The sequence below is a fragment of the Hydrogenophaga sp. genome (assembly GCF_041633695.1).
Classification (GTDB): domain Bacteria; phylum Pseudomonadota; class Gammaproteobacteria; order Burkholderiales; family Burkholderiaceae_C; genus Hydrogenophaga.
This window is the reverse complement of sequence record NZ_JBFJMY010000028.1, coordinates 1-20,094: the sequence shown is the minus strand read 5'-3', so window position 1 is coordinate 20,094 and position 20,094 is coordinate 1. Positions and strand designations below refer to the sequence as shown.

Below are 20,094 nucleotides of genomic sequence, written 5' to 3'. Positions count from 1 at the left end.
CGGTGTTCCGGTTCACGTTGCCGGCGGTGTGAATGTGGCCCCCACGCTCCGCCGCTGCGCGGGTCGCTGCCCCCCGAGGGGGCTGGGCCTGCCTTGGGGGCGGCCCGGCGGCTGGCCCGTGGCCCCCACGCGCTGCGGCTGCGTGAGGTCCGCTGCCCCGATCCGGGGAAGGGGCCCCGGATACCCGCGGCCGTGGGGTTGGGCCTGCCTTGGGGACGGCCCGGCGGCTGGCCTCATAGCCTCCACTATCATGCAGCCATGACCCGCTACCCGGACGCCAAGATCTTTCTCGTGGACGACGATGTGGGGGTGCGCGAGGCCTTGTCCTGGCTGCTGCGCACGCGCCGCCTGCTCAGCGAAAGTTACGACAGCGGAGACGCTTTCCTGGCCGAGGTGCTGGGCTGGCAGAACGAACCCACCGTGCCCTGCTGCCTGTTGCTCGATGTGTGCATGCCCGGCATGAGTGGTCTGGCCTTGTTCGATTTTTTGCTCACACAGCCCTGGCAAGCCGCCATGCCGGTGATCTTTTTATCGGGCCATGCCGACGTGCCCACGGCGGTGGATGCGGTCAAGCGTGGGGCTTTCGATTTTTGCGAAAAACCGTTTTCCGACAACGCCCTGGTCGACCGGGTGGAGCAGGCACTGGCCCAATCGGCCCAGGTGCAGGCCCAGCGCCGGTCGGTGCGCGAAGTGCAGCAGCGCATCGACGGCTTGACCGAGCGCGAGCGCAGCGTGATGCAGCTGGTGATCGAAGGCCTGCCCAACAAGCTGGTGGCCGATCAGCTTCACATCAGCGTGCGCACGGTCGAAGTGCACCGCTCCAACGTGTTTGACAAAATGGGCGTCAAGTCGGCGGTGGAACTGGCCAATGTGCTGCGTGCGGTTTAGAAAAAGCACCCGCGCATGGTGGTGCAGTGGGCGTTGACAGACGCCGAGCGCTGGCAAGGGCTTATTTGCGCGGCTCGGTATCCTTGTCCGGATGCTTCGTCGCATCGGGCAGCTCGCCTTTTTTGCGCCCCGAGAACATGGTCCACCAAACAATGAACACCAAGATCACCAACGCGCCCAGTGCTTCGAGCAACAACAAAATCATGGGTAGCGTCCTGAACGGTAAAAGCGGCAACCCGACCCATTGGCCGGGCCTGTGTCGGTACATGGCTTTGCTGATTGTAGGCAGCCTGGGCGCTTGCGCCACCGGCCCGGAAAGCTATCCCCCCGAGCCGCAGCCACCTGCTGTCGGGGCACCGGTGCTGGACAACCAGGCGCTGCCTCCGCCCCTGCAGCGCGGTGCCAGCCTGTGGACGCCGGTGCGCTGGGCCGAGCTGCCCGGCTGGGGGCAAGACAGCTTGCACGAAGCCTGGAACGCCTGGGTGCGAGGCTGCGAACGCCCGGCGCCGGGCCAGGCCGCGCTGTGCGCCGATGTGCGCAAGCTCTCCATCGCCACCGCACAGGAACAACAAAACTGGATCGTGCGCAGCTACCAACCCTATCGGGTGAACGAAGCCAACGGCAGCGAACCCACGGGCTTGTTGACCGGTTACTACGAACCGATTCTGAACGCGAGCCGCGTGCCCACCGCCAGCCACCGCACGCCGCTGTACGCGCCGCCCGCTGGGCTGCGCGCCGGGCAGGCCTGGTACAGCCGTCAAGAGATCGACACCCTGCCCGCCGCACAAGCCGCGCTCAAAGGCCGCGAGGTCGCGTGGCTGGCCGATCCCATCGACGCACTCATTCTGCAAATCCAGGGCTCGGGCCGGCTGAACCTCGCCGAGCCCGATGGCCGCCAGACCCAGGTGCGGGTGGCCTTCGCCGGGCACAACGGCCACACCTACCAAAGTGTGGGTCGCTGGCTGCTGGACCAGCGCGCCGTCCGCGAAGCCTCGTGGGACGCCATCAAGGCCTGGGCCGCGCAAAACCCGCAGCGCCTGAACGAAATGCTCTGGAGCAACCCGCGCACCGTGTTCTTCCGCGAAGAAAAACTCTCCGAACTAGACGCCCGCTTCGGGCCGCGCGGCGCACAAGGTGTGCCGCTCACACCGGGCCGCTCCATCGCCGTCGACCCCAAGAGCATTCCGTATGGCACCCCGGTGTGGTTGGCCACCCAAGGCCCCACGCTGAACCAGCAAAAACTGGTGCTGGCACAAGACACCGGCGGCGCCATCGTGGGCGCAGCGCGCGCCGATTTGTTCACCGGCTGGGGCGGCTGGACCGACGAGGCCTACACCGTGGCGGCGGCGCTCAAGCAGCCGTTGCAAATGTGGGTTCTTTGGCCGAGAAAGCCTTGACGGCGTCCTGATCCTCGTCGCGTCCTGGCGCGTTTGCCGGGCGCGGCCGATGGCTTGAGTGCCTGCAGCCAGCAGCTGCGCTGCAGGCTCACATCGCCATCAAATCCGTCTGCACCGGCCAGCGCACAGCGATCGCGCTGCCGTCGGTGGGTGCGCGGAATTCGTGTTCGAGCAGCAAGGTGTAGCGCCCGGGGCGGGCGGTGCACAGGCGGTAGCCGCCCGCCACGGGGCTGAGCGAGACGCCGTTGTCTTGCGCGGTGCTGAGTGTCCAGGCCTGCCATTGCGGGTCGGTCTGGCGCAAGGTGACGCAGAAGCCGCGCTTCATGTTGGAGAGCACCACCAGGCGTTGCTGGCCGTTCCAGGCGCCGTCGGCGTTGGCGTTCAGTGAATCGGGATGGCTGTTTTCCAGCACCCGGATGATGGGTGGGATGACGATGCGGAAGTCCAACGAGCCGCTCACGCTGTTGGCTTGGGAACTGAAGCGGCTCTCGCCCATGCCGGGCAGAGGCGCCAGCAGCAAGCCCAGGCTGGCCAGCCAGGGTAGCAAGGAGCGGAGCGGCGGGGTCATGCTCCCTGTATCGGCGCTGCCCGCTGCAACTTGATGGGTGTGGCGCTAACCCAGTGGATTTGCCCCTAAGTCGTGAAATAACACCGTTTTAACGGCCAGTTCGGCGCTTTGCGCGGGGCGCCGTCGGCGGCTGGCGGCTCAGTTGCCGCTGCTGCGCTGCACTGGGATGCTCAGGCGGGTGGTCTCGCGCAGGCGCACGTCGATCTTCACCTGGCCTTCGTCGACCACGGTCCAGGGCAGGGGCAGGGTTTCGTTGCGCACGCCGACCGTGCGCGGTCCGCTGCCCACAAAGGGGAATTCAAAGCGGCCTTGTGCGTCGGTGCGCACGGCGTAGCGGTTGTCCAGGTAGACGGTGACGCCGGGTGCGCCGCTTTCGCTGGCCTCTTGCGTGCCGCTGCGGTTGGCGTCGAAATACACCGTGCCTTCCACGCGGCCACCACCGTCTTGCGCCTGGCCACCCAGCGGGGCACTGCGGCTGCCGGCCTGTTGTTCGTAGCGCAACACGGCGTAGAACGAGCGGTCGGCGTTGGTGGTGACGGCGGGCAAGGGGGGCGCCAGGGGGTTGATCGAGACCGGGGTGAGGCTTTGCCCGCTGGATCGGTTGAACTGGCCTTCCAGGCTCCAGTGGGTGTTGATGCGCCAGTTGGCGCCCAGGTTGAGCCCCCAGCGCCGGCTGTTGCCGCTGCCTTGTTCGGTGTTGATGCTGGCGCGCAACTCGGCGTTGCTGCTCAGCGGTGCGCCGAGATTCAGTGCACCGCTCCAGAGGCTTTGGGCCGCTTCGCCGGTGGCGGACGAGGCGCCCAAGCGCCCCAGGCCCAGGCTGGTGGACAGGCTATAGCCTTGCGGCACGGTCCAGTCCTGGTCGTAAATGAGTTTTTGCGAGCCGACCTGGTTTTGCCCGCCCGCGAGTTCCAGCCGCAGGCCGCTGGTGCCCCAGTCGTTTTGCCAGCGCCAGTCGCCGTAGCTGTCCCAGGCCCGGCCGTCGTAGTCGCGCACCGACAAGCCGGTGCCCAGGCTGCTGCCACGCCCGAGTCGCCAGCGCGCACTGCCGGTGGCGTACAAGCCGTTGCTGGCGCGGCCCGAAACGGCGTGCAGCCAGTCGATGGAGGCTTCTGCCGACCATTGGCGGGTGCGCCAGCTGGTGCGAAAGTAGGTGCCGGCGATGTCGCTGGGCATGGGTTGTTGCGCCCAACTGAGATCGGGGTCTAGCCGGAACAGGCCCAGTCCGTGGGTGCGGGGGCCGTCGTCCCACTCGGCGTCCAGCCACAGACCGTTGCGCGATCCGTTCAGGTTGCTGGCCTGGGTGTTGATCATCTGGCCCTGGATGCGCAGGTCGCTGGTGGCGTGGCGCAAGACCAGCTGGGTGGAGTTGGCGTCCACAAAGTCCGAGGCCAGCGTGGGCTGGTCCAGAGCGGACACACCGGTGGCGTCTTCGTGGCGCAAGGCCATGGTCCAGCCCAGCAGTGGATCGGTGGCGCCTGCATCGGCGTTGGCATGCCATTGAACGCCCAGCGAACTGCGCCGGCCGGCGAGCGTTCGGAACCCGCTGGTGGGCAGGCCCTCCAGGCGCCCCGGCTGGCCGGTGACGGCTTGCAACTGCAGGCCTTTGCCCGGGTTTTCCCACTCGGCGCTCAAGCCTTGCAGAATCGCCGACGGCACGTAGATGCGCGAGGGTTGGTGGCTGACGTCGGGCGCCAGGGTGCTGATGACGCCGAGCTCGTGGTTGGCTTGCCAGCCGCCGGTCCAGGGCAGGCCGCGCTGGCGCAAGGTCAGGGTGCCGCGCCCGGCCTGCGGGGCGTAGCTGCCGTCCAGCGAGAGCGTGCCGTGGTTCGGGGTTTCCAGCAGCCCAAAAACCGCGTAACCCAGCCGCGTCCGGCGCTCGGTGTCAAACGGCTGGGTGCCCAGCCGCGTTTCCAGGCGCAGAAAGCGGGGCAGGCCATCGGCGTCGTAGTGGAGGGGCTGGCCATTGGCCGGCGCGACGTCGGGGCTCAGGCCTTCGATCTCGCGGTCCAGGTAGGTGCCGGGCTGGTTCTGGCTACTCGCCGGGGGCGCAGCATTTTGCGCGGCGGCGAGCACCGGGCCGATGCAGACCAGTGCCGCCAGCAGTGGGTGCGGCCGTCCTCGGGCCAGGCTCATGGGGTGAAACTCGTGTCCAGCGGCAAGCGGTTTTTGCCCCATTCCAGCGCGCCTTTGACGCGCAACGGAAACCGCACCGTGGGCGCGGTCTGGCCTTCGGTCACCACCGGTGAAAGGCTGAGGCTGCGGGTCTCACCCGGCATGATGGGCAGGTCGGCGGGCGCGAGTTCGAAGTCCTGGCCGCTGGCGTCGGTGCCGTTGACAAAGCCTTCGATCCGCCCGTGCGCGTTGCCGGTGTTGCGTATATCGATCACCGCCGTGGTCTGGCCGTTGACGGCGGTGACGCGGGTGGCCGCCAGTTCGAGCCGGGGCGCGGCACTGCCCAGGGTGGCATAGACGATGACGCCGATGCGTCCACCCACGGGAAAATTCAGTTGCCCGGCCACCTTGGCCGTCTCCAGGCCTTCGACCATGATCGCGAAGCGGCATTCGCGCGGCGGCGTGTCCGGCGGTGGGGTGATCTCGAAGCGGTAGCGGTAGCGCGCGCCCGGCTCGATGGCCAGCTCGCGCCGCTCGATCGCGACCCAGGGGCGGCAGCTGTCGGGGGCGAGCGCGTCGCTGAAGGTGACGGAGTTGTCCGGGTTGAATACCCAGTCGTTGGTGTAGATGCGGTAGTTGCCCTTTTCCCGTCCCACGTGCTGGATTTCCACCACCTCGCGCAGGGTCTGGCCCGCGACCGCTTGTATTTCAAAGCGCGGTGGCGAAATGTAGGCGGCAAAGCCGTCCGCTTGCGCGCTGGTCGCGCAGCAGGCCATCAGCAGCGCCAGCAAGGGCGCTACAGAAAAGCAGCGAAAAGAGAAGGGGGCACGCTGCATGGGCTAGTCGGTATCGAATTCAAAATGGAAGTTGAGCCGGCGGCTGGCACTTTGCCAGTCGGCGGGCGAACGCAGGCGCACCAGCAATTGGTCTTCCAGGGTGTCGGCGGCGATCACGCCGGCGAACACCAGGCTGCGCTCACCCGAGGCGAGCCGCCCGGGCAGCAAGCGGCCCTGCGTGGTCCAGACCGCTTCGATGGTCGAACTCTGGTCGCGCGGCAGGACCATGTAGACGCGGCCACTGCGGCCCTTCCACGCTTGGGTGGCAATGCGGATATTCACCCGCACCCAGGCTTCCATGCCGGTGTCGGCCTGTCCCGGCGCGATCGGGCGCCACTGCATTTGTGCCGTGGGCGGCACGGTGTGGCTTTGGGAGTCGTCCAGCGGAAAGGGGTTGGCCGCCGCGCCGCTCGCGCCCAGCGCCCAGGCCAGGGCCATGCACAGTGACCAGGCGCGGCGCTGGTTCATGGGCTGGTCATGGTGTAGGTCACCCGTCCGTCGTAAGTGCCAGATGCCTGCATGCTGCTGTTGGCGTATTCGAAGCTGTGGCAGTTTTCGATGTAGGTGTTGGCGGCGACACTGGCCAGCGTCTGGGAGCCACCGTTGAAGCTGCCGGCCGGAATCACATTCGGGTTGGCGCTGCCGGGCGCGGCCACGGTCCAGCTGATCTGGGTGAAGGGAATGCTGTCGCCCGTGGTGGAGACGAGCGAAGCGGGCGAGCTCACACTGAGTGTGGCGCTGGCGGGGCCGTTGCCCCCGTTGCTGCGGCGGTAGGAGGCGCCCACCATGATTTGCGTATTGGGTGTGGGGCAGGTGGTGAAACCGTCGTACAAGCTCTGTGCCTGGGTGCTGTTGGTGGTCATGCTCTGTGGCGTGCCCGCGATGAGCTGGGCGCCGGTCAGGTTCACCTCGACCCGGTTGATGGTGCCGTTGTTGCCCTCGGCTGTGCCGTTGCCCACATGCAGAAACACCCTGCGCGAAGCGGCGTTCAGGGTCAAAACCCAGGCCTGGGCGGGCAGTGCTTGCAACAGACACAGCAGCGCCAGAACCGAAACCGCGAGGCGCTTCGGTTGCAGTGGCTGGGCTGTGTGTTTCATCGAATGCATTGTGACCCAAGGGTGTCGCCGGAGCATGGCCGGTGCTGGGACGGGATGGAACAAACAAGAACGGAGAGCCGCATCACGCAGGCCCTCCGTTTTTGTGCGGTAGCCGCCCGGGCGGCTACCAGCGGGGACGCACGGTCTCGCTCAGGGCATGGTGGCGGTATAGGTCACACGGCCATTGGTCGTGCCGTAGGTACCGGGTGCTGCCACCGTGGTGTTGCCGTATGCAAAGGTCCAGTTGGCGCTGCGGCTGGTCACCTTGGTGCCCGAGCTCAAGCCCAGGTTCACCGAGGCGCCGGTGGGCGCAGGGCTGGGGAAGTTGGTGGCGTCTGAAGACGTGGCAGTGATCTGGGTCCAGGGAATGGTGTCACCGGTGGCGTTGGTCAGGGCACCGGTGTTGGTGCTGGCCAGTGCGATCACACCGTTGTTGCCCAAGGCGCGCACAGGGACCACGTTGCCGGTGATCGCGCCAGCCACTGCGCCGGTACCCACGTCAGCAGGGTTGGTGGTGTAGTCGAAGCTCACCTGGTCGATGGTGGTGTTGTTGGCCAGTGCAGCGCTGCCCGTGCCCACGGCCAGGAACAGCACGCGCGGGATAACCACGCGGAAATCGAGGCGGGCAGCGGCAGAGCCGGCGCCGACGGTGAGTTGCGATTCGGCCGAAGCCAGCAGGGGAGATACCAGGGCCAGGGCCAGGGCAGATTTGAGAAAGACAGATTTCTTCACGACGTATTCCTTTGAGGGCGCATTGCTTCTAGGTGGGATGTTCACTTTCCGGTACCTTGCGCCGCCGCATCCGGAATGCCTGAATGGTACGGAGGTTGAAATTTTTCAGCAAGTGCGACGGTGGAAAAATGTCACAAATACAAGCACTTACGAAAGATTCATCACCCAGCGGTCGAATTTTTGGGATGGGCGGCAGCAAAAAGGCCTCAAGTTCGCCGTGATTTTGCCGTGTGGGAACTTTGGGCCCTCAAATGGGACAGCGGGAGCACGCTGCCGGCCTTGACTTCGCCCAGTGAAAAGCTGGTGTGCAAATCCTTCACATTGGGCAGATTGATCAAGACGTCGCGCGCGAACTGGCTGAAGGTGTTGAGGTCGCGGCTGACCACCTGCAGCTCGAAGGTGCCGGTGCCGCTGATGTAGTGGCAGCTGATGACTTCGGGCAGGGTGCGTATGGCTTCTTCCAGCGCCTTGAGCAAGTGGCCGGAGTTCTGGGCGGCGTCGAGCCGCACGAACGCCAGTACGCCCAGGCCGATCTTGTGGCGGTCGATCTCGGCGCGGTAGCCCAGGATGAAGCCAGCCTCTTCCAGCGCCCGCACACGCCGCCAGCAGGGCGCGGCCGACAAGCCGACGCGTTGCGCAAGTTCTGCGTTGGTCAGGCGGCCATCCGATTGCAATTCGTTCAGGATGGCCAGATCAAAGTTGTCCAATGTTTCCATGATTGGCCAATTGTAGAAAGAATCGTGCGCATATACGGCAAATACACGCAAAGAAAGAAAAGACATATCCAGGCCGCCGGCATACACTTTGCAACACCCTAGAGGCGCCGCCCCACCCGGGCGCGACGCAGTCCCGGCCGCTCACAAGGCGGCTTGCATGTCCACCCACGGAGACACCCGTATGAACGCCCCCCTGCCCTCACACATCCGCCAGGCGTTGGAAAACGTCAGCCTCGACGACAAGTACGCCCTCGATCAAGGGCGCGCCTTCATGAGCGGCGTGCAAGCGCTGGTGAAACTGCCCATGCTGCAGCGCCAGCGCGACGCGCTGGCGGGCAAGAACACAGCGGGTTTTGTCAGTGGTTACCGCGGTTCGCCGCTGGGTGGCTACGACCAGGCGCTGCAAAAGGCGGCACCGTTTCTGAAAAGCCAGAACATCGTGTTCCAGCCCGGCGTGAACGAAGAGCTGGCTGCCACCGCGCTGTGGGGTACGCAACAGCTGGGTTTTGCCCCCGAGGGCAGCAACCGGTTCGACGGCGTGTTCGGCATCTGGTACGGCAAGGGCCCGGGCGTGGATCGCTGCTCCGACGTGTTCAAGCACGCCAACATGGCCGGCACCAGCCCGCTGGGCGGGGTGATTGCGGTGGCGGGCGATGACCACATTTCCAAGAGCTCGACCGCCGCGCACCAGAGCGACCACATCTTCAAGGCCTGCGGGCTGCCGGTGTTTTTCCCGGCCACGGTGCAGGAAATCCTGGACCTGGGCATCCACGCCTTTGCCATGAGCCGCTTCTCCGGCGTCTGGGCGGGCCTGAAAACAATCCAGGAAATCGTGGAGTCCAGTGCCACCGCCGTGATCGACCCCGAGCGGGTGCAGATCGTATTGCCCGAATTCGACATGCCGCCCGGTGGCCTGCACATCCGCTGGCCCGACCACGCGCTGGAGCAGGAAGCACGCCTGTTCGACTACAAGTGGTACGCCGCACTGGCTTACATCCGCGCCAACCGGCTCAACCACAACGTGATCGAAGGGCCGAACGACCGTTTCGGCGTCATAGCCAGTGGCAAGGCCTACAACGACACGCGCCAGGCGCTGCTCGATCTGGGGCTGGACGACGCCACCTGCCGCCGCATCGGCCTGCGCCTGCACAAGGTGGCCGTGGTCTGGCCGCTGGAGGCGCAGACGACGCGCGAATTTGCCACCGGTCTGCGCGAAATCCTGGTGGTCGAAGAGAAGCGCCAGGTCATCGAATACCAGTTGAAGGAAGAGTTGTACAACTGGCGCGGCGACGTGCGGCCCAACGTGCTGGGCAAGTTCGATGAGGTGGAGGGCGACCACACGGGCGGTGAATGGTCGATGCCGAATCCGAGCGCACACACCTTGTTGCGCGCCAACGCCGATTTGTCGCCCGCCATCATTGCGCGCGCCATTGCGCGGCGCCTGAAGAAGCTGGGTATCGACGAGGCCACCCAGGCCCGCATCGACACGCAACTCGCCATCCTGAACGCGCAGGAGCAGTCGGTCACCACTTTGCTGACGCAGGGTGTGCAAGGCGCCGAGCGCCAGCCCTGGTTTTGCTCCGGCTGCCCGCACAACACCAGCACCAAGGTGCCCGAGGGCTCGCGCGCCATGGCCGGCATCGGCTGCCATTTCATGACCATCTGGATGGACCGCGCCACGGTCGGCTTCACCCAGATGGGCGGCGAAGGTGTGCCTTGGGTCGGGCAACAGCCGTTCTCCCACGACCAGCACATGTTCGCCAACCTGGGCGACGGCACCTACTTCCACAGCGGCAGTCTGGCGATCCGCCAAAGCATCGCCTCGGGCGTAAACATCACCTACAAAATTCTGTACAACGACGCCGTGGCCATGACCGGTGGCCAGCAGGTGGGCGAACGGCCCGAAGGCCACAGCGTGGTGCAGATCGCGCAAAGCATGCGAGCCGAAGGTGTGGCCAAGATCACCATCGTGACCGACGAGCCGGAAAAATACGAGAGCGTGAAGGGCTTGCCCGAAGGTATCGCGATCCAGCACCGCGATCTGCTCGACACCATCCAGCGCGAGTTCCGCGAAATCCAGGGCACCACGGTCATCATTTACGACCAGACCTGCGCCACCGAAAAGCGCCGCCGCCGCAAGCGCGGTACCTTGGTCGACCCGGCCAAGCGCGTGGTCATCAACGAACTCGTGTGCGAAGGCTGTGGCGACTGCGGCGTGCAGTCCAACTGCCTGTCCATCGAGCCGCTGGAAACCGAATTCGGCCGCAAGCGCAGCATCAACCAGAGCACCTGCAACAAGGATTACTCCTGCGTCAAAGGCTTTTGCCCCAGTTTCGTTACCGTCGAAGGTGGGCAGTTGCGCAAGAAGGCGGTGGCGGGCAAGGCCGCCGCGCAAACCGACAGCCCCCGCGTGCCCCTGCCCGCCCTACCCGCATTGGGTGCCGAGGCCTATGGCATCGTGGTGACCGGCGTGGGCGGCACTGGCGTCATCACCATCGGCCAGTTGCTGGGCGTGGCCGCGCACCTCGAAGGCCTGGGCATCGTCACCCAGGACGCGGGTGGTCTGGCGCAAAAGGGTGGCGCCACCTGGAGCCATGTGCTGATCGGGCGCGACCAGGACAACATCCGCACCACCCGCGTGGGCGCGGCGTCTGCCGATCTGATTCTGGGCTGCGACCCCATCGTCAGCGCCAACAAGGAAACCCTGCAGCGGCTGCGCGCCGGGCGCACGCGCGCCGCGCTCAATGCCAGCGCCACGCCCACGGCGGCCTTTGTGACCCAGCCGGACTGGCAAAACCCGGCCCAGGCCTGCGTGGACGCGCTGGTGCACAACCTGGGCGAGTCGGCGGTGGGCGTGTTCAACGCCGAAGCCGCCGCCAGTGCGCTGATGGGCGACAGCATTTACACCAACCCCATGATGCTGGGCTACGCTTGGCAAAAGGGCTGGATTCCGCTGGGGCTGGAGGCTCTGCAACGCGCCATCGAGTTGAACGCCGTTGCCGTGGCCAACAACAAAGCCGCGTTTGAATGGGGCCGCCTGGCCGCCCACGATCCGCGCGCTTTTCAGACCCGGGTCGATGCCGCTTCGGGCCGCGAGCAGGTGATCCAGTTCAAGAAGCGCGACACACTGGAAACCCTGGTGGCGCGCCGGCTTGCGTTCCTGACCGATTACCAGAACCGCGCCTACGCCGAGCAATACCAGGCCTTCGTGGAGCAGGTGCGTGCGGTGGAGGCGCCGCTGGGCAAGACCAGCCTGAGCGAAGCCGTGGCCCGCAACCTCTTCAAGCTCATGGCCTACAAGGACGAGTACGAAGTGGCCCGTCTACACAGCGACAAGGCCTTTCACGCCCGCATCGCCAGCCAGTTCGAAGGCGACTTCAAGCTGCACGTGCACTTGGCGCCGCCCATGGTGGCCAAAAAGAACGACCGGGGCGAGCTGCAAAAGCGCCCGTTCGGCCCCTTCATGTTCAAGGTCTTTGCGGTGCTGGCCCGTTTCAAGGGCTTGCGCGGCACGGCCTGGGACGTGTTTGGCCGAACCGAAGAGCGCCGCATCGAACGCGAGCTGATCCAGGAATACCGGGCCTGCATCCAAGAGCTGCTGCCCACGCTGGACGCCACCAACCACGCCCTGGCGCTGGAGCTGGCTCGCATACCGGAGCACATCAAGGGCTACGGTCACGTGAAGATGCGCCACCTGGCCGCTGCCCGCAGCCGCTGGGACGGTCTGCGCGCCCAGTGGCGCAAGCCGTCGACCGAGGTGGCGCGCGCGGCGTGACGCCCTGAGCGCCGGGCCAGCCACCAGGGCCCGGCGGCATACAATGGACAGTTAAGACCCAGACGCCCGGGGCGCTTGATGCCAAGCCTTCGGGCCGTTTGCGTTGCCACTCATCAATCTGTTGTTGGAGACATCCTGTGTTCATTTCCTCTGCTTTTGCCCAAGCCGCTGATGGCGGTAGCACCCAATCGACCATCATGGGCCTGCTGCCGCTGGCATTGATGTTCGTGGTGCTGTATTTCGTGATGATCCGTCCGCAGATGAAGCGTCAGAAAGAGCACAAGGCCATGGTCGAAGCACTGGCCAAGGGCGACGAGGTCGTGACCTCGGGCGGCTTCCTGGGCAAGGTGTCCAAAGTGGGCGAAGCCTACATTGGTGTGGAACTTGCCGACGGCGTGGAAGTCCAGATGCAGCGTGCGGCGGTGGTTCAGATCTTGCCCAAGGGCACCATCAAGTAACTGCAACGCACCCGCCGCGCCGCGCGTGTCCCTTTCAAAAGGGCCCGCGCGTGGCCCGGCGAAGCCGGTTCCACCGCGTTCTCGATCCGTCCCTCAAGCCTCCCGGGCCAACTTGTCATGAACCGATATCCGCTGTGGAAGTACGCCATTCTTGTGGTGGCGTTGCTCATCGGGGCCTTGTACGCCCTGCCCAATCTGTTTGGTGAATCGCCTGCGGTGCAGGTTTCAGCCGGGCGCACCTCGGTGCGCGTCGATGTCAGCACCGCCACGCGGGTGGAGGAGGTGTTGGCCGAGCAAGGGCTCAAGCCCTCGCTGATCCAGTTCGAAGGCAATTCGGTCAAAGCCCGCTTTGAATCGACCGACGACCAGCTGAAAGCGCGCGACGCGCTGGACCGGGCCTTCAACACCGATCCCGCCGCGCCGACCCACGTGGTGGCACTGAACCTGCTGCCACGCACACCCGCCTGGTTGGCCGCCCTCGGCGCTTCCCCCATGTACCTGGGCCTGGATTTGCGCGGTGGCGTGCACTTCATGTTGCAGGTGGACATGCCCGCGGCCTTGCAGCGCCGTGTGGACGTGCTGACCGGCGATCTGCGCAGCGCCTTGCGCGAAAAGAACGTGCGCCATGGCGGCATTGCCCGCAACGGGCAGAACATCGAAATCCGGGCCCGCGACGCCGAGACGCTGGAAGCCGCGCGCGGCGTGGTCCTGGACCAGTTCCCGGATCTGCAAGTGGTCGAAACGCCGGACGGCAGCGAGTTCCGGCTGGTGGCCAGCGTCAAGCCCGAGGCCGCGCGCCGCGTGCAGGAACAGGCGCTGAAACAGAACATCACCACCTTGCACAACCGCATCAACGAACTCGGCGTGGCCGAGCCGGTGATCCAGCAGCAAGGCGTGGACCGCATCGTGGTGCAGCTGCCCGGTGTGCAGGACACGGCCAAGGCCAAGGACATTCTGGGCCGCACCGCCACGCTGGAGGTGCGCCTGGTGGATGAGAGCACCGAAGGCCAGTCTGCCGAGCGGGGCAGCGGCGCCGTGCCCTTTGGCTCCGAGCGCTACCTGGAGCGCAGCGGCCAGGCCGTGATCGTGCAAAAGGAAGTGTTGCTCACCGGCGAAAACCTCACCGATGCGCAGGCCGGCTTTGACAGCCAGACCCAGGAAGCGGCCGTGCACCTCACCTTGGACGCCAAAGGCGCCCGCATTTTCCGCGATGTGACCCGTGCCAACGTGGGCAAGCGCATGGCCATCATCCTGTTTGAAAAAGGCAAGGGCGAAGTGGTCACCGCCCCGGTGATCCGTGGCGAAATCGGTGGTGGCCGGGTGCAGATTTCGGGCCGCATGAGCAGCGTTGAAGCCAGCGACACCGCGCTGCTGCTGCGCGCGGGCTCTTTGGCCGCGCCGATGGAAATCATCGAAGAGCGCACCATCGGCCCGAGCTTGGGCGCCGAGAACATCGCCAAGGGCTTCAACAGCGTGATGTGGGGCTTTGCGGTGATCGTGGCCTTCATGTGCATGTATTACATGGTGTTCGGCATGTTCTCCAGCCTGGCCCTGGGTTTCAACCTGGTGCTGCTGGTGGCCGTGCTCTCCATGCTGCAGGCTACGCTCACCCTGCCCGGCATCGCGGCCATGGCGCTGGCCCTGGGTATGGCCATCGACTCCAACGTGCTGATCAACGAACGGGTGCGCGAAGAGTTGCGCAACGGCGCGGCGCCGCAGTCGGCCATCAACGCCGGTTACGAGCACGCCTGGGGCACCATCCTGGACTCCAACGTCACCACTTTGATCGCGGGCGTGGCTTTGCTGATCTTCGGCTCCGGCCCCGTGCGCGGCTTTGCCGTGGTGCACTGCATCGGCATTCTGACCAGCATGTTCTCCTCGGTGTTTTTCTCGCGCGGCCTGGTCAACTTCTGGTACGGCCGGAAAAAGAAGCTCAAAACCGTGTCCATCGGCACCGTCTGGCGACCCGACGGCGGCGTACCCGCTGTCAAAGCGGACTGAAGCCGACCCACCACACACGAAAGCACAGCCATGGAGTTTTTCCGCATCCGCCGCGACATCCCGTTCATGAAGCACGCGTTGATCTTCAACGTGATTTCCTTCGTGACCTTCGTTGCCGCCGTCGTTTTTCTGATCACCCGGGGTTTGAACCTGTCGGTGGAGTTCACCGGCGGCACCGTCATGGAGGTGGCGTACGAGCAGCCCGCCGATCTGACCGCGGTGCGCGAGGTGGTCGAGTCGCTGGGTTACGCCGAGGTCCCGGTGCAGAACTTCGGTACCGCGCGCGACGTGTTGCTGCGCCTGCCGACCCAGGCCGGCAAGAGTTCGGGGCAGCAGAGCGAAGCCGTGCTGGAGGCCTTGAAGGCGCAAAATCCGGCGGTGACGCTGCGCCGCACCGAATTTGTGGGGCCACAGGTGGGGCAGGAGCTGGTCGAGGACGGCCTCAAAGCGCTGGGGCTGGTGGTCGTGGGCATCATGATTTATCTGGCGTTCCGCTTTGAATGGAAGTACGCCGTCTCGGCCATCATCGCCAACTTGCACGATGTGATCATCATCCTGGGCTTCTTCGCCTTCTTCCAGTGGGAGTTTTCGCTCGCGGTGCTGGCGGCTGTGCTGGCCGTGTTGGGCTATTCGGTCAACGAATCTGTGGTGATTTTTGATCGCATACGTGAGAGTTTTCGCCGTTATCGGAAAAAGACGCCCGAACAAATCATTGACAACGCCATCACGTCCACCATCAGCCGTACCATCATCACCCATGGATCGACCCAGATCATGGTGTTGTCGATGCTCTTGTTTGGCGGCCCTACCCTGCATTATTTTGCGCTGGCGCTGACGATCGGTATCTTGTTTGGCATTTACTCTTCGGTGTTTGTGGCGGCCGCCATTGCCATGTGGCTGGGCATCAAGCGCGAAGACCTGATCAAATCGGGTGGCGGCAAGCAAGAAGACCCGGACGACCCGAATGCGGGCGCTGTGGTTTGAATGCCATGGGCCACGTTTCGCGCGATGAGGTCTGAGTTGACGACCTGAAAAATGGGTCTTTCGTGTCATACTGAAAAACATGTCCCCTTCCCCCGATCAGCACGTGTCGTCCCTGGCCAAGCAGGCGCGCGAACTCTTTGTGGTTCACGTGGGACGGGTGCTCCCCGAGCTGGTCAAGGCGTGTGACACCCGTCTATCCGCCGTGCTGGACCAGCCAGGTTCGGCACGGGATATGCAAGACCACCGGGATGCCTGGATGGCCTTTCAGACCCACCAGACGACCTGGCTGAACAACAGCCGCAAGGCGCTTCAGCGCACCTTGCTGCCGCGTTTCAGCCCTTCGGGCAGCAGCACCTTGAGCGAGCCGGGGCGGCTGGAGTTGCTGGCAGAAGGCGTGATCGATGACCAGATCATGGCCTCGCGATTGGCGATGCGGGTGCTGGATCTGGCTTCCACCGAACTCAACGAGTTGCGCTTGCGGGTGCAGCACCTGGAAAAACGCCAGGAGCTGCCGCGCGGCGACGTGCTCTTGCCCGACGTGACCGCGCGCATCCTGGTCGATCAATGGATCGCGGCGTCATTGCCTCGTGAGGCTTGGTTGCTGGTGCAGGACGCCCTGGCGCCTGCCCTGGCGGCCAAAATGCTCGAGGCGTACAAAGCCGCCAATGTTTTCCTCGTCTCCAGCGGTGTGATGAAAGACATCGATCTGCAGGCGCTGGTCAAGCGCTCGCCGGGTTCCGCTGCACCTGGCGCCTCGGCTGCCAGCCAGGCGGGCAGAAAGGCGATGGTCGGCGGCGGCGAAACGGGAGGCGGCGCGTCTTCGGACGGCGGTTCGGGTCACGGTGCCGGCCAACGTTCGGGGCACGGCTCGGGAGCAAGCAGCGACATGGGCGCGGCCTCTTCGGGCATGGGTGTTCACGACGAAACCCGTCTCATGACCAGTTCGTCGCCTTTGGCGCGAGCGCGCCAGCGGGCCCAGGGCGTCATGGGACGCCTCAAGCGCATGCTGGTGGACAAGGTCGGCGGTGACTTCGAGGCCACCCAGCTTTTGCCGCCTTCGCCCCGCTTGCAGCAAGCCATCCAGCGCTCGATGCCGGTGGTCAGCGCCGACGCCGGGTTGCCCGCTTCAGGGGACTCTGGCTCGGGCGCGGTGTATGCCGATGCCGGTCATGTCGAGAGGGCCGCCACGGCGCTGCGCCAGCGCACCACCGAACTCAAGCAGGCGGCCACGACATCGACCGAAAAAGCCACTATCGAAGTGGTGGCGCTGATGTTCCAGGCCATCTTGGCCGAAGACCGTATTCCGCCGAGTGTCCGGGTCTGGTTTGCGCGGCTCCAGATTCCGGTGCTGCGTGTCGCCCTGTCCGAGCCCGAATTCTTCAGCGCGATGCAGCACCCGGCGCGGCGCCTGATCGACCGCATGGGTTCGTGTGTCCTGGGTTTTGAGTCCAATGTCACCTCGGCCGCGCTGGAGGCCGAAATCAAGCGCGTGGTGCAGGTGGTGGAGCAGTACCCGGAGACCGGTCGCCGCGTGTTCCAGCTGGTGCTCGACGAATTCCAGAAGTTCTTGTCCACCTACCTGAGCGAACAAAGCAGCGCCAGCCGCTTTGTCAGCGTGGCCCAACAGGTCGAGTTGAAAGAAACCCTGTCGGTGCAGTTCACCATCGAGCTGCGCAAGCTGCTCGACGACGTGCCGGTGCGCGACGAAGTGCGCGAATTCTTGTTCAAAGTGTGGGTGGATGTGCTGGCCGTGGTCAGTGTGAAACACGGACGCAAACACGAAGAAACCCTTGCGTTGAAGCAAGTCGCCTCGGACCTGCTGTGGGCCGCGAGCGCCAAGCCCAACCGCGACGACCGCGCCAAAGTCATTCAACAATTGCCCGGCCTGTTGCAGCGCCTGCGCCACGGCATGGGTTTGTTGGGTTACCCGGCGGGCTTGCAGGATCAGCACATCAAGTCGGTGAGCGATACCTTGGCGGACGCGTTCATGTCCCGTACCGAGGCCATATCCGCTGAAAGTCTGGAAAACCTGGCCCAGCGCCTGGCGCACCTGGAGGACTATCTGCCCGAAGGTGGCGTCGGCGATCTGGACCTCGACACCGAGAGCATCGAGATGATCACCGGTGTGGACGCCAGCAGCATCGAAGTGGTCAAGCAGGGCGGCAGCAAGCCCAACGAAGCCATGCGCGCCTGGGCGGTGGAGTTGCAAATCGGTTCCTGGTTCGGTCTCGATCACAACGGCAAGCTCAACAGCGTGCAACTGGCTTGGCGCAGCGAGCGCGGGCAGCTGTATATGTTCGTGACCAATGGCGGGCGCTGTTTCCTGATCCAGGCGTCACGGGTCGCCGCCTATTTGCAGGCCGGTTTGCTGGTGCCAAGCGAAGACGAGGCGTTGACCGTGCGCGCCACGCGCGATGCGCTGGCCAAGCTGGACGCCAATCCCGAGCGTTTGCTCGGTTAGAGCCAGGTCGGCGTTCGCGCCGGGCGGTTCTGGGTTCTGGACAGGGTGGAAGATCAGCCCTGCCCCACACGTTGCAGCAATCCACCCGGTAGCCGCCCCACCGAACCCGCCAACTCCAGGTCCAGCAACTGCGCTTGCAGCGTGGCGGTGTCCAGCCCGGTGCGGGCTTGCAGTGCGTCGAGGCCGACGGGGTCGAATCCCATCGCATCCAGCAAGCTGGTGTGCAGCGTCGGGTCGGTGTCTTCAACAGCGGCGCGCTCGGCGCGGTCCACCATGTGCAGATCTTCCAAGATGTCCTGCGCCGATTCCACCAGTTTGGCGCCCTGGCGGATCAGGGCATGGCAGCCGCGCGATTGGGGTGCATGGATGGAGCCGGGGATGGCGAACACCTCCCGACCCTGCTCGGCGGCCAGGCGGGCCGTGATGAGCGAGCCCGACTGCAAGGCGGCCTCGACCACCAGCGTGCCCTGGGACAGGCCGGCGATCAGGCGGTTGCGGTTGGGGAAATTTTGCGCCAGCGGCGGCGTGCCCAGGGGGTATTCGCTGACGATCGCACCCTGGCGACCGATGCGGTGTGCCAGCTCCAGGTGGCGTTTGGGATAGACCCGGTCCACACCCGTTCCCACCACCGCCACCGTGGGCGCCGAAGCCTCCAGAGCGCCTTCGTGGGCGGCACCGTCCACGCCCAACGCCAAACCCGATACCACGCACACACCGGCCTCTCCAAGCGCGCGCGCAAATTGGCGGGCATTGGCTTGGCCCTGCGGGGTGGGATTGCGGCTGCCCACAATGGCCAGCCGACGTGGGTGGTGCAGGGCTTGCACATCGCCCACCACGTAGATCAGCAGGGGAGGATCGGCCATTTGCAGCAGATCGGGGGGGAACAACGGGTCGGCCAGGGTCAGCACATGGTGCTGCGGATCCTGGGCCAGCCAGGTGTCGAGGCGCTCCACCTGTGGCGCGAGGTCTTCGGGTTCTGATTGCAAGGCGGTGGCAAGCCTTGGGCCGACGACCGTTTGCAGCGCCGCCTGCGTTTGCGCGAAAACCGCTTCGGGCAAGCCGAAAGCGCCCAGCAGTTGTCGGGCTGATTGATTGCCCACACCCGGTGTGAGCAACAACCGCAACCAGGCGGCCAGCTCCGCGCGGCGCATGGACCGATTCAGGGATTGGTGAAGCGGTCGCCGACCTTCACGCCGTCGGTGATCTGCAGCACCAGCGCGTAAGACACCTGGTCGAAGGTGCGGAACACCATCATCAGGCCGTTGCGCTCACCGGGCAGGCGCAGTTCAGGCCGGGCATCGTCGGTTTTGTCGGTGACTTGCGAGGTCTGGCTGAGCAACGCGAGCACGTTGCCACGCTCCATGCCGTGCGCACGGCCTCGGTTGATGGTCACGACCTGGTTCTGGGCCGCATAGGTCACGGCGTTGCCGTAGACCGACACGATCTGGCCCGTTTGCGCGGTGGTGGGTGCGCGGGGCACAAAGCTGATGAGCTCGCGTTCGGGTTCGGGTAACAGCCGGTCGCCGACGCGCATTTCTTCTTTGGCGGAGACGATGTCGATGGTGGCGGGCACCAGTTCGGTGGTCGCTTTGCCATCGGTGCTCTTGACTTCCTGGGTCGACTCGCCGCGCTCGAGCAGGGCTTTGCCCACGTATTGCGCTTCGTAGCCCAGGATGGCCCCGGAGCTCGGGTCTTTCAGCGGCACGGCATTGCGGAACACCCGGAAGTCGCGCGGCTGGCCGGGTTCGATGCTCAGGGGCTGGCCTTTGCCGCTTTCGCCGTACAGGGCTCGGGCATAGGCCCGGTCGCCATTGCTGAGCAGCACGCGGTTTTCTTGTGTGGCCACGATGCGCGGCGCCAAAGCGAAGGTCTCTTCGTCCACGATCATGGGCTCGGTCAGAAAGGCTTCAATGGCTTGCAGCGAAATCGGCGGAATGGCCGAATCGTTCAGGCTCTCGTAGCGGGTGCGCGGCGACACGCGGACCGTTTCCAGGTCGCCGCTGCCGGGTCGGGTGGTGCTCAGGCGGGCGCGTCCGCCGGTTTTGTCGAGGTACAGCACCTGGCCG

At 65.3% G+C, this 20,094-nt stretch carries 17 protein-coding genes; 7 read left to right on the top strand and 10 right to left on the bottom strand.

Features of this window, described 5'->3' with window-relative positions:
* Positions 1 to 258: 258 nt before the first annotated feature.
* On the top strand, positions 259 to 888 hold the full coding sequence (locus ABYB95_RS03210) for a response regulator transcription factor (protein ID WP_372657003.1): 630 nt from the start codon (positions 259 to 261) through the stop codon (positions 886 to 888).
* A 61-nt stretch (positions 889 to 949) separates the two neighbouring features.
* Here the strand turns inward: ABYB95_RS03210 and ABYB95_RS03205 are convergent, their stop codons facing one another.
* Positions 950 to 1,093: a hypothetical protein gene (locus tag ABYB95_RS03205; protein WP_372657002.1), complete on the bottom strand. Its 144-nt coding sequence runs from the start codon at positions 1,091 to 1,093 to the stop codon at positions 950 to 952.
* On the opposite strand from ABYB95_RS03205, the gene ABYB95_RS03200 reads away from it, so the two are divergent.
* On the top strand, positions 1,026 to 2,285 hold the full coding sequence (locus tag ABYB95_RS03200; RefSeq protein ID WP_372656999.1) for a murein transglycosylase A: 1,260 nt from the start codon (positions 1,026 to 1,028) through the stop codon (positions 2,283 to 2,285). The genes ABYB95_RS03205 and ABYB95_RS03200 overlap by 68 nt on opposite strands.
* 88 nt (positions 2,286 to 2,373) lie before the next feature.
* On the opposite strand, the gene ABYB95_RS03195 is transcribed toward ABYB95_RS03200, so the two are convergent.
* From ABYB95_RS03195 to ABYB95_RS03165, 7 genes are all read right to left on the bottom strand, one after another.
* Positions 2,374 to 2,853 carry a hypothetical protein gene (locus tag ABYB95_RS03195; RefSeq protein WP_372656998.1) on the bottom strand — a complete coding sequence of 160 codons (480 nt, stop codon included), beginning with the start codon at positions 2,851 to 2,853 and terminating at the stop codon, positions 2,374 to 2,376.
* A gap of 138 nt (positions 2,854 to 2,991) precedes the next feature.
* On the bottom strand, positions 2,992 to 4,989 hold the full coding sequence (locus ABYB95_RS03190) for a hypothetical protein (RefSeq protein WP_372656997.1): 1,998 nt from the start codon (positions 4,987 to 4,989) through the stop codon (positions 2,992 to 2,994).
* The gene (locus ABYB95_RS03185; protein ID WP_372656996.1) at positions 4,986 to 5,804 is read right to left on the bottom strand and encodes a hypothetical protein; all 819 of its coding nucleotides are present in this window, start codon (positions 5,802 to 5,804) and stop codon (positions 4,986 to 4,988) included. The genes ABYB95_RS03190 and ABYB95_RS03185 overlap by 4 nt, the downstream gene beginning before the upstream one ends.
* Positions 5,805 to 5,807: 3 nt before the next feature.
* On the bottom strand, positions 5,808 to 6,272 hold the full coding sequence (locus tag ABYB95_RS03180; RefSeq protein ID WP_372656995.1) for a hypothetical protein: 465 nt from the start codon (positions 6,270 to 6,272) through the stop codon (positions 5,808 to 5,810).
* The gene (locus ABYB95_RS03175) at positions 6,269 to 6,901 is read right to left on the bottom strand and encodes a hypothetical protein (RefSeq protein WP_372656994.1); all 633 of its coding nucleotides are present in this window, start codon (positions 6,899 to 6,901) and stop codon (positions 6,269 to 6,271) included. The genes ABYB95_RS03180 and ABYB95_RS03175 overlap by 4 nt, the downstream gene beginning before the upstream one ends.
* A 150-nt stretch (positions 6,902 to 7,051) precedes the next feature.
* Positions 7,052 to 7,633, bottom strand: coding sequence for a hypothetical protein (locus tag ABYB95_RS03170; protein WP_372656992.1), 582 nt, complete (start codon positions 7,631 to 7,633; stop codon positions 7,052 to 7,054).
* A 206-nt stretch (positions 7,634 to 7,839) separates the two neighbouring features.
* The gene (locus ABYB95_RS03165) at positions 7,840 to 8,349 is read right to left on the bottom strand and encodes an Lrp/AsnC family transcriptional regulator (RefSeq protein WP_372656991.1); all 510 of its coding nucleotides are present in this window, start codon (positions 8,347 to 8,349) and stop codon (positions 7,840 to 7,842) included.
* Positions 8,350 to 8,530: 181 nt separating this feature from the next.
* Between ABYB95_RS03165 and ABYB95_RS03160 the strand changes: the two genes are divergently transcribed.
* The 5 genes from ABYB95_RS03160 (at position 8,531) to ABYB95_RS03140 (ending at position 18,028) form a co-directional block, all read left to right on the top strand.
* Positions 8,531 to 12,124 carry an indolepyruvate ferredoxin oxidoreductase family protein gene (locus tag ABYB95_RS03160; RefSeq protein ID WP_372656990.1) on the top strand — a complete coding sequence of 1,198 codons (3,594 nt, stop codon included), beginning with the start codon at positions 8,531 to 8,533 and terminating at the stop codon, positions 12,122 to 12,124.
* Positions 12,125 to 12,261: 137 nt separating this feature from the next.
* Positions 12,262 to 12,582: a preprotein translocase subunit YajC gene (gene yajC, locus ABYB95_RS03155; RefSeq protein WP_372656988.1), complete on the top strand. Its 321-nt coding sequence runs from the start codon at positions 12,262 to 12,264 to the stop codon at positions 12,580 to 12,582.
* 117 nt (positions 12,583 to 12,699) lie between these two features.
* Entirely contained in the window at positions 12,700 to 14,583 is a 1,884-nt protein-coding gene (secD, locus tag ABYB95_RS03150; protein WP_372656986.1) for a protein translocase subunit SecD, read from the top strand.
* 30 nt (positions 14,584 to 14,613) lie between these two features.
* The gene (gene secF, locus ABYB95_RS03145) at positions 14,614 to 15,567 is read left to right on the top strand and encodes a protein translocase subunit SecF (protein ID WP_372656984.1); all 954 of its coding nucleotides are present in this window, start codon (positions 14,614 to 14,616) and stop codon (positions 15,565 to 15,567) included.
* Positions 15,568 to 15,646: 79 nt separating this feature from the next.
* A complete protein-coding gene (locus ABYB95_RS03140) occupies positions 15,647 to 18,028 on the top strand; it encodes a DUF1631 family protein (RefSeq protein WP_372656983.1) in 2,382 nt (793 codons plus the stop codon).
* 53 nt (positions 18,029 to 18,081) lie between these two features.
* On the opposite strand, the gene dprA is transcribed toward ABYB95_RS03140, so the two are convergent.
* Positions 18,082 to 19,179 carry a DNA-processing protein DprA gene (dprA, locus tag ABYB95_RS03135; RefSeq protein WP_372656982.1) on the bottom strand — a complete coding sequence of 366 codons (1,098 nt, stop codon included), beginning with the start codon at positions 19,177 to 19,179 and terminating at the stop codon, positions 18,082 to 18,084.
* An 8-nt stretch (positions 19,180 to 19,187) separates the two neighbouring features.
* Positions 19,188 to 20,094 (bottom strand): peptidoglycan-binding protein (locus ABYB95_RS03130; protein WP_372656981.1); only part of this gene is annotated, 907 nt, incomplete at its 5' end.